The organism is Micromonospora mangrovicola (genome assembly GCF_047200535.1).
GTDB lineage: Bacteria > Actinomycetota > Actinomycetes > Mycobacteriales > Micromonosporaceae > Micromonospora.
The window spans coordinates 1-8,545 of sequence record NZ_JBJZOG010000169.1 but is presented as its reverse complement, the minus strand read 5'-3'; the positions used below and the strand labels follow the sequence as shown (position 1 = coordinate 8,545).

The window sequence follows — 8,545 nt, the reverse complement described above, 5'->3', positions numbered from 1 at the left end:
GAGCATCGGGCGGTAATCGGTTACGAGGGCCCCGTTAGTTCTGGAGGTCCTGAGCCGCGCGGACGATGATTCGCCGGGCGTCTTCTCCGGTGACGGCTTCCTGCCAGAGTCGTTCGATAGCTCTGGTGTAGGTGGCTGCCTCGTCGTCGCGGTAGGTGGTCTCGCCGACGAAGGTCTCCACGATGGCGACATCGTCGTACATCTGGAAGGAGTTCTGCGGGGTGGTGGCGAGCGGGACGCCGAGCGGCAGGATGCCGAACCGGATGTTCGGAACGCCGACGACGGTTTGCAGCCGGGCGAGCTGGCCGCGCATGACCTCGGGCGAGGTGATCAGCCACCGCAGCACGGGCTCGGCGAGTAGGAACTCGAACCGAGCGGGACCGCGAGATCGCCTCGGCCATGGATCGGCGGATCGCCCGGCAGGCCCGGCGCAAGGGCGGCCAGAGCAGCTAGTGGCCCACGGATGGCCCGCAAGATCGAAGCAGGGGAGTGGCCGACCGGCCCAGGACCGGGGGATACAGCCTCTGACCTGGGCCGGAGGTTGGTGGAGCGGGCGACGGGAATCGAACCCGCACCGTCAGTTTGGAAGACTGAAGCTCTGCCATTGAGCTACGCCCGCAGGCGCCCCGCTTTCGCAGGACGCGCCGACAGCCTACCGAATCCCGGAACCGGACGCGCAGCCCCGTACCGCGCGCCGCGCCGGCCCTGGGCTCTCCCTGATCCGCACAACTTCCCGGAAAGAGGCCCCTCCCGACGCCGGGAGGCCACGCTTCCCCTGAATCTGTCGCCTCCGGGCGCTGCCGCGGCAGCCTCCGGCCAGCGCCCGGAGGCGGACGCGGGCGGCCCGGTGACCGCCGGGTGGGCGCGGACGGCATACACTTCTCGTCGCCACGGGGTGTGGCGCAGCTTGGTAGCGCACTCGCTTTGGGAGCGAGGGGCCGTGGGTTCAAATCCCGCCACCCCGACTGTCGTACGCGACCGGCTCGTCCCGGGACCGCCGATTTTTCCGCGCGGTACCCGGGCGCTGCCGATGCAGCGCGCCGGCTCGCCTACACTCGATGCGCGTAATCACGCCCAGACTCAACTGAGATCCGTCAAGGAGTACGCCTGTGAAGAGCACCGTCGAGACTCTGAGCCCGACGCGCGTGCGGCTCGCCATCGAGGTGCCGTTCGTCGAGCTCGAGCCGAGCCTCAGGAAGGCGTACCGGGAAATCGGCCAGCAGGTCCAGGTTCCCGGCTTCCGCCGGGGCAAGATTCCCGCCGCCGTCATCGACCAGCGGGTCGGCCGGGGCACCGTCCTCAACGAGGCGGTGCAGGAGGCGATTCCGCAGAACATCCTCGCCGCGGTCCGCGAGCACGACCTGAAGACCCTGGGTCGTCCGGAGGTCGAGATCACCGAGTTCAACGACGGTGACTCGCTCAACTTCACCGCCGAGGTCGACGTCCGGCCGGAGATCACCCTCCCGGACCCGGCCACCGTCGAGGTGACCGTCGACGAGATCCAGGTCGCCGACAGCGAGATCGACGAGCAGGTCGGCAGCCTGCGGGAGCGGTTCGCCACGCTGAAGACCGTCGAGCGGGCCGCCCAGGAGGGCGACTACGTCCAGATCGACCTGAACGCCACCGTCGACGGCGAGGACGTGCCGGGCGGTTCGGCGAGCAACATCTCGCACGAGGTCGGCAGCAAGCAGCTCCTGCCGGGCCTGGACGAGGCCGTGGTCGGCCTGGCCGCCGGTGACAGCACCACCTTCTCCACCCAGCTGGTGGGCGGCGAGTACGCCGGCCGCGACGCCGAGGTGGCGGTGACCGTCCGCACGGTCAAGGAGAAGGAGCTGCCGGAGCTCGACGACGACTTCGCCCAGATGGCAAGCGAGTTCGACACCATCGAGGAGCTCCGCGACGACCTGCGCGAGCGGGTCACCCGGGGCAAGCAGGTCGAGCAGATCTACGCCGCCCGGGACAAGGCCCTCGAGCAGCTCGTCGCCGCCGCCGAGGTTCCGGCGCCGGAGGGTGTCGTCAAGGAGGAGGTCGAGAGCCGCAAGGCGGCCATGGTCGACCAGCTCGAGCGGATCGGCGCCTCCCTGGAGGAGTACCTCGCCGCCGAGGAGAAGACCGAGGAGCAGATCGACGCGGAGCTGACCGAGGCGGCGACCGACGGCGTCAAGATCCAGCTCCTGCTGGACACCCTGGCCGACGCCGAGGACGTCCAGGTTTCGGACGACGAGTTCGGCCACGAGATCGTGCACCGCGCCCAGCGCGCCGGCATGGCCCCGCAGCAGTACTACGACGAGCTGGTCCGTTCGGGTGCCGCCGCGGCCGTCTTCGGTGATGTCCGCCGAGGCAAGGCGCTCGCCTCGGTGATGGAGAAGATCAAGATCAAGGACTCGGCGGGCAACGAGGTCACCCTCGACGCGCTGCGGGCCCAGAACGAGGCCGAGCACGACCACGAGCACTGATCGTCCGGTGTCGGCCGCCGTCCCGCGCTGCGCGCCGGGCGGCGGCCGAAACCCTTTTCGGGGTACGCCGCGAGCGTGACTGCGCTGAGAGCGAACAGTGCCCCGACCGGGAGTACGCCCCCCGGTGCAGCGGTTAGTGTCGGGTAGGACGGTACGGAGAGCGAAGGGCTGCCATGACCGACATGCACATCCCAGCGAAGCCGCTCCGGGCGATCGACGCCCGAGGTGGCGACACCATTGGCAACCTCGACGACTCGGTCTACAACCGGTTGCTCAAGGAGCGGATCATCTTCCTGGGCAGCGAGGTGACCGACCAGGTCGCCAACCGCATCTGCGCGCAGCTGCTGCTGCTCGCGGCGGAAGACCCGGACCGCGACATCAACCTCTGGATCAACTCACCGGGTGGCTCGGTCTACTCCGGCATGGCGATCTACGACACGATGCAGTTCATCGACAACGACGTGTCGACCGTGGCGATGGGCATGGCGGCCTCGATGGGCCAGCTGCTGCTCTGCGCGGGCACCAAGGGCAAGCGTTACGCCCTGCCGCACGCGCGGATCATGATGCACCAGCCCTCCGGCGGCATGGGCGGCACGGCCGCCGACATCGCGATCCAGGCCGAGCAGATGCTCTACACCAAGCGGATGTTCCAGGAGCGGGTCGCCTTCCACACCGGCCGGAGCGCCGCGGAGATCGAGTCGGACTCTGATCGCGACCGCTGGTTCACCGCCCAGGAGGCCATGGACTACGGCTTCATCGACAAGGTGATCACCGGAGCCGCTCAGGTTCCGGAAGGCGCCGGGACCCTGAGCTGATCGAGGAGCTGACGATGACCGACCTGAGCCTGCCGCCCCAGTTCGCGGCCGTGCACAACCGCTATGTCCTGCCGTCGTTCGTCGAGCGCACGTCGTACGGGATGAAGGAGTCCAACCCGTACAACAAGCTCTTCGAGGACCGGATCATCTTCCTCGGTGTCCAGGTGGACGACGCCTCGGCCAACGACGTGATGGCCCAGCTGCTGACGCTGGAGGGCACCGACCCGGACCGCGACATCATCATGTACATCAACTCGCCCGGTGGCTCTTTCACCGCCATGACGGCGATCTACGACACCATGCAGTACGTCCGCCCGGACATTCAGACCGTCTGCCTCGGCCAGGCGGCCAGTGCGGCGGCAGTGCTGCTCTCCGCGGGCACCCCGGGCAAGCGGATGGCGCTGCCCAACTCCCGGATCATCATCCACCAGCCCGCCACCGAGGGTGGGTACGGTCAGGGTTCGGACATCGAGATCCAGGCCCGGGAGATCCTGCGGATGCGGACCCAGCTGGAGACGATGCTCTCCCAGCACTGCAACCGCCCGGTCGAGCAGGTCCGCAAGGACATCGACCGCGACAAGATCATGACGGCCGAGGAGGCCAAGGAGTACGGGCTGGTCGACACCATTCTGACCAGCCGCAAGAAGGGTCTGCTGGCGGCGCACGCCGCGAGCTGAGCAGGGTCAGGTCGGAGGTCGGCCGGGGCGTCGTTCCCGGCCGACCTCTGACACACCCGCTTTGGGGGTCGGAGAAACTCCCGCCAGCGGGTAACGTCGGGTCTGTACCGCTAGCCGGGTCGGACCGGCAGGGTCAGACGACAGGACGGGCGCCCGGCGCCCGAGCAGGTCAGGGCCGGCGCTCCGGCCGACGAGTGCAGGGAGAACGTAGGTGGCACGGATCGGTGACGGCGGCGACCTACTCAAATGCTCCTTCTGCGGAAAGTCGCAGAAGCAGGTCAAGAAGCTCATCGCAGGTCCCGGTGTCTACATCTGCGACGAGTGCATCGATCTCTGCAACGAGATCATCGAGGAGGAGCTGGCCGAGTCCGGCGAGGTGAAGTGGGAAGAGCTTCCCAAGCCGATGGAGATCTGCCAGTTCCTCGACAACTACGTCGTCGGCCAGGAGCAGGCCAAGAAGGCGCTCGCCGTCGCGGTCTACAACCACTACAAGCGGATCCAGGCCGAGGCGGCCGGCGCCCCGGGCTCCGGCAGTGACGGCGTCGAGCTGGCCAAGTCCAACATCCTGCTGCTCGGCCCCACCGGCTGCGGCAAGACCCACCTGGCGCAGACCCTGGCCCGGATGCTCAACGTTCCCTTCGCGATCGCGGACGCCACCGCTCTCACCGAGGCGGGGTACGTCGGCGAGGACGTGGAGAACATCCTCCTCAAGCTGATCCAGGCGGCCGACTACGACATCAAGCGCGCCGAGACCGGCATCATCTACATCGATGAGGTCGACAAGATCGCCCGTAAGTCGGAGAACCCGTCGATCACCCGGGACGTCTCCGGTGAGGGTGTGCAGCAGGCGCTGCTGAAGATGCTCGAGGGCACGGTGGCCAACGTGCCGCCGCAGGGCGGGCGCAAGCACCCGCACCAGGAGTTCATCCAGATCGACACCACCAACGTGCTGTTCATCTGCGGTGGTGCCTTCGCCGGGCTCGACCAGATCATCGAGGCCCGCACCGGCTCCGGCGGCACCGGGTTCGGCGCCCGGCTCCGGTCGGTCTCCGAGCGGTCGACGGACGACATCTTCAGCCAGGTCATGCCGGAGGACATGCTCAAGTTCGGCCTGATCCCCGAGTTCATCGGCCGGCTTCCCGTGATCACCAACGTGCGCAGTCTGGACCGCACCGCGCTGGTGCGGATCCTCACCGAGCCGCGCAATGCCCTGGTCCGGCAGTACCAGCGCCTCTTCGAGTTGGACGGCGTCGAGCTGGAGTTCGAGCAGTCCGCGCTGGAGGCCATCGCCGACCAGGCGATGCTGCGCGGCACCGGCGCTCGCGGCCTGCGGGCGATCATGGAAGAGGTCCTGCTCTCCGTGATGTACGAGGTGCCCAGCAACCCCGACGCCGCCCGGGTGCTGATCACCCGCGAGGTCGTCCTGGAGAACGTCAATCCGACGATCGTGCCCCGCGAGTTCACCGGCCGCCGGGCCCGCCGGGAACGCGAGGAGAAGTCGGCCTGATTCCCGCTCCGACCGCGCCCGGGGTCAGCTCGGGCGCGGTCCGCGTGAGCGGGTCCGCCGATCCCACTCGCCCGACGGGGTGACCACCACCATCATCAGTCGCACCGGCCCGCTGCCCGCCGTGCGGTAGCCGTGCTCCCGGTCGGCATGGAACTCGATGGTCTCGCCGGCGCGTACCTCGTGCTCGACCCCGTCGACGGTCACGGTGGCCGTGCCGGCCAGCACGTGCAGGATCTCCCGGGTGCCCCGGGGATGGTCGGGGGAGCTGTGCGCCTCGCCCGGTTCCAGCCGCCACTCCCAGAGCTCGACCAGGTCGGGCTCGCCGAGGCCGTTGAGCAGGCGGGCGGTGCCGCCCTCGGTGCCCCGCCAGAGGACCGGCGCCTCATCGCTCGCGGAGATACGTACGGTCCGCCCCTCGGCCGGCTCCAGCAGGCGGGCGATGCTCACCCCGAAGGCGTCGGCGACCCGGCAGAGCGTGCCGATGCTCGGGTTGGTCCGCGCCCCCTCGATCTGTACGAGCATGCCCTTGCTGACCCCGGACCGGCCGGCCAGCTCCTCGAAGGACCAGCCGCGGGCGGCCCGTAGCTCGTGCACCTGCCGGGCCACGGCGGAGGTCACCGCGCTCACCCGCCCTCCGGCGTCGGTCATCACACTATCCCTCACGGTTAATATTGTGGTACGACTGCCTGATGTTCCCCATTGTGCTCGCGGCAGTGTCCGCGGTCGCGTTCGGCACGGCGGACTTCTCCGGCGGCAAGGCATCCCGCCGGGCCGACCCGGTCGCCGTCACCGTGGTCTCGCAGATCCTCAGCGTCCCGCTGCTGGTCGCGCTGGTGCTCCTGGTGCCCGGCACGCCCCATCCACTCGACCTGGGCTGGGGACTGCTCGCCGGGGTGGCCGGCGCCGGCGGTGTGATGCTGCTCTACCGCGCCCTGGCCACCGGCATGATGGCCGTCGTCGCGCCGGTCACCGCGATCACCGCGGCGGTGGTGCCGATCGCCGCCGGACTGCTCACCGCCCACTCGCCGGGCACCGTGGCGCTCTCCGGTGCGGGCCTGGCCGTGGTCGCCATCGCCCTGGTCAGCCTCGGTGAGGGCGGCGTCTCCGGCCGGGTGTCGAGTCGGGTGCTCGGCACGGCGCTCGGGGCGGGCCTGCTCTTCGGCATCTTCTTCGCGCTGCTCGGCCAGGCCGACGAGGACGCCGGCATGTGGCCCGTGCTCGCCGTGCGGATCAGCTCGATCGCCTTCGGGCTCGGGCTCGCCGCGCGTACCGGGGTGGGCCTGCGGCTCGGGCGGCGAGCGATCGGCTGGGCCGCGGCGGCCGGCCTGCTGGACTCCGCCGCGAACGCGCTTTACCTGGCCGCCGCCGCCCGGGGCCACCTGAGCATCGTCGCCGCCATCGCCTCGCTCTACCCCGCGAGCACCGTGCTGCTCGCGCTCGGGGTCGATCGGGAACGGCTCCGTCCAGTGCAGCTGGCCGGTCTCGGCTTCGCCGTCGGCGCGCTGGTGCTGGCGAGCGTCTGAGCCCTGTCGCCGGTGCGCCCCCACCCGTACGCTGAGTCCCATGCGCGTCGCCGTCTGCCAGCTCAACGCCCGCGACGACCGGGAGGCGAACCTCGCCGCCGCCGAGGCCCTGCTGGCCAGGGCGGCGGCGGCCGGCGCCGATCTCGCCGTCCTCCCGGAGTACGTCGACTACCTCGGCCTCGGTGAGCGGATGCCGCCGGCCGAGTTCGTGGACGGCGTGGTCGGCACGTTCTTCGCCGAGGCGGCCCGCCGGCTCGGCATCTGGGTGATCGCCGGCTCGTTCCACGAGGCCGGCCCGGACCCCGAGCGCACCTGGAACACCTCGCTGGTCTTCGACCGCGACGGCGCGCTCGCCGCCAGTTATCGCAAGATCCATCTGTACGACGTGGAGATTCCCGGTCGGGTGTCGTACCGGGAGTCGGCGACGGTCGCGCCGGGCGACCAGCCGGTGGTGGTCGACGTCGAGGGGCTGCGGGTGGGCCTCTCGATCTGCTACGACCTGCGCTTCCCGGAGCTCTATCAGCAGCTGGCCACGCACGGTGGCGCCGAGCTGCTGGTGGTGCCGGCAGCGTTCATGATGCACACCGGCCGGGACCACTGGGAGGTCCTGCTCCGGGCCCGCGCGATCGAGAACCAGTGCTACGTCGCGGCCGCCGGTCAGACCGGCGACCACGAGCCGGCGCGGACCTGTTTCGGGCGCAGCATGGTGGTCGACCCGTGGGGGACGGTGCTCAGCCAGGTCCCGGACGGCCCGGGCCTCGCGGTCACCGAGCTGGATCTGGACCGGCTCCGGACGATCCGCGCTGAGCTGCCCAGCCTGGCCAACCGTCGGCTCTGAGGCGGTCAGCTCTCCAGCAGTACGCCCAACACGGTGAAGCCGGCGATCGCGACGGCGGTGACCACCAGGGCCGTGGTCATCCGCGACGGGCCGCGCTGGGCCAGGCGTCTGAGCGACACCAGGACGACGAAGACCACGAAGGCGCCGATGACCAACTGCCAGAACGGCAGCAGGAGGCCGAGCAGGGTCTCCTCGGCGAGCGTCGTCGCCGGAAGCCGGGACACGTCATCCATGCCGACCACTCTGGCACGCGGTGGCCCGCGGTGGTCCCCTTCGATCGGTGCTTTCCGCCGTCCGGATGCCACCGGACACCGCCGTAGACCCAATGACGATCATTGATTTGCCTTCTCGGGGCCGTCCGCGTAACTTTCTCTCTGCACGCGGGAGGCCGGACAAACCGGCCGAGAACGGGCGCCAGGCTGGTGGCGGAGACGCCGAGCCAGACTGAGGATCCGGGCGGTGCGAGACACTCCGAGAAACACGGAGTTGCGATCGCGAAGCCGACCGGGTAGAGTTCGAAGGCCGGCAGGGAGCCGGGCGGGTGGCCGCGAAAGCGGCGCCGGCCGGTCCGCCGGAACCCACGACAGCAACGATCACCGGTCACGGTGAGCGTCAGCGTGGTTCGGACTGACCAAGTTGATCACCTCAAACACGAGGTTGACAACGAAAGTCGGGCCGGGTAAGTTAGAGAGGTTGCCCCAGACGGTGGTTCTACGGTGTAGAGCTTCT

9 protein-coding genes and 2 tRNA genes are annotated in these 8,545 nt (G+C 69.6%); 7 read left to right on the top strand and 4 right to left on the bottom strand.

Annotated elements, in window-relative coordinates; genetic code table 11:
* Positions 1 to 34: 34 nt before the first annotated feature.
* Together ACL02O_RS32895 and ACL02O_RS32890 are read right to left on the bottom strand one after the other, a co-directional pair.
* Entirely contained in the window at positions 35 to 517 is a 483-nt protein-coding gene (locus ACL02O_RS32895; RefSeq protein ID WP_412822080.1) for a Scr1 family TA system antitoxin-like transcriptional regulator, read from the bottom strand.
* A 28-nt stretch (positions 518 to 545) separates the two neighbouring features.
* Positions 546 to 619 (bottom strand) — tRNA-Gly (locus ACL02O_RS32890).
* 272 nt (positions 620 to 891) lie between these two features.
* On the opposite strand from ACL02O_RS32890, the gene ACL02O_RS32885 reads away from it, so the two are divergent.
* The 5 genes from ACL02O_RS32885 to clpX all read left to right on the top strand — a co-directional run bounded on the left by ACL02O_RS32885 (position 892) and on the right by clpX (position 5,455).
* Positions 892 to 965 (top strand) — tRNA-Pro (locus ACL02O_RS32885).
* 144 nt (positions 966 to 1,109) lie between these two features.
* Positions 1,110 to 2,456 carry a trigger factor gene (gene tig / locus ACL02O_RS32880; RefSeq protein ID WP_412822079.1) on the top strand — a complete coding sequence of 449 codons (1,347 nt, stop codon included), beginning with the start codon at positions 1,110 to 1,112 and terminating at the stop codon, positions 2,454 to 2,456.
* A gap of 173 nt (positions 2,457 to 2,629) precedes the next feature.
* The gene (locus ACL02O_RS32875; protein ID WP_265010222.1) at positions 2,630 to 3,271 is read left to right on the top strand and encodes an ATP-dependent Clp protease proteolytic subunit; all 642 of its coding nucleotides are present in this window, start codon (positions 2,630 to 2,632) and stop codon (positions 3,269 to 3,271) included.
* A 14-nt stretch (positions 3,272 to 3,285) separates the two neighbouring features.
* Positions 3,286 to 3,948 carry an ATP-dependent Clp protease proteolytic subunit gene (locus ACL02O_RS32870; protein WP_089005657.1) on the top strand — a complete coding sequence of 221 codons (663 nt, stop codon included), beginning with the start codon at positions 3,286 to 3,288 and terminating at the stop codon, positions 3,946 to 3,948.
* A 211-nt stretch (positions 3,949 to 4,159) separates the two neighbouring features.
* Complete coding sequence (gene clpX, locus ACL02O_RS32865; protein ID WP_412822078.1) at positions 4,160 to 5,455, top strand: ATP-dependent Clp protease ATP-binding subunit ClpX; 1,296 nt, start codon at positions 4,160 to 4,162, stop codon at positions 5,453 to 5,455.
* A gap of 24 nt (positions 5,456 to 5,479) precedes the next feature.
* Here clpX and ACL02O_RS32860 read toward each other — a convergent pair whose 3' ends face one another.
* Positions 5,480 to 6,103, bottom strand: a complete 624-nt coding sequence (locus tag ACL02O_RS32860; protein WP_412822077.1) for a helix-turn-helix domain-containing protein — start codon at positions 6,101 to 6,103, stop codon at positions 5,480 to 5,482.
* Positions 6,104 to 6,144: 41 nt separating this feature from the next.
* On the opposite strand from ACL02O_RS32860, the gene ACL02O_RS32855 reads away from it, so the two are divergent.
* Both ACL02O_RS32855 and ACL02O_RS32850 read left to right on the top strand, forming a co-directional pair.
* Positions 6,145 to 6,978, top strand: coding sequence for an EamA family transporter (locus ACL02O_RS32855; RefSeq protein ID WP_412822076.1), 834 nt, complete (start codon positions 6,145 to 6,147; stop codon positions 6,976 to 6,978).
* Between the two features lie 40 nt (positions 6,979 to 7,018).
* The gene (locus tag ACL02O_RS32850; RefSeq protein ID WP_412822075.1) at positions 7,019 to 7,816 is read left to right on the top strand and encodes a carbon-nitrogen hydrolase family protein; all 798 of its coding nucleotides are present in this window, start codon (positions 7,019 to 7,021) and stop codon (positions 7,814 to 7,816) included.
* 5 nt (positions 7,817 to 7,821) lie between these two features.
* On the opposite strand, the gene ACL02O_RS32845 is transcribed toward ACL02O_RS32850, so the two are convergent.
* Positions 7,822 to 8,049: a hypothetical protein gene (locus ACL02O_RS32845; RefSeq protein ID WP_412822074.1), complete on the bottom strand. Its 228-nt coding sequence runs from the start codon at positions 8,047 to 8,049 to the stop codon at positions 7,822 to 7,824.
* Positions 8,050 to 8,545 lie beyond the last annotated feature (496 nt).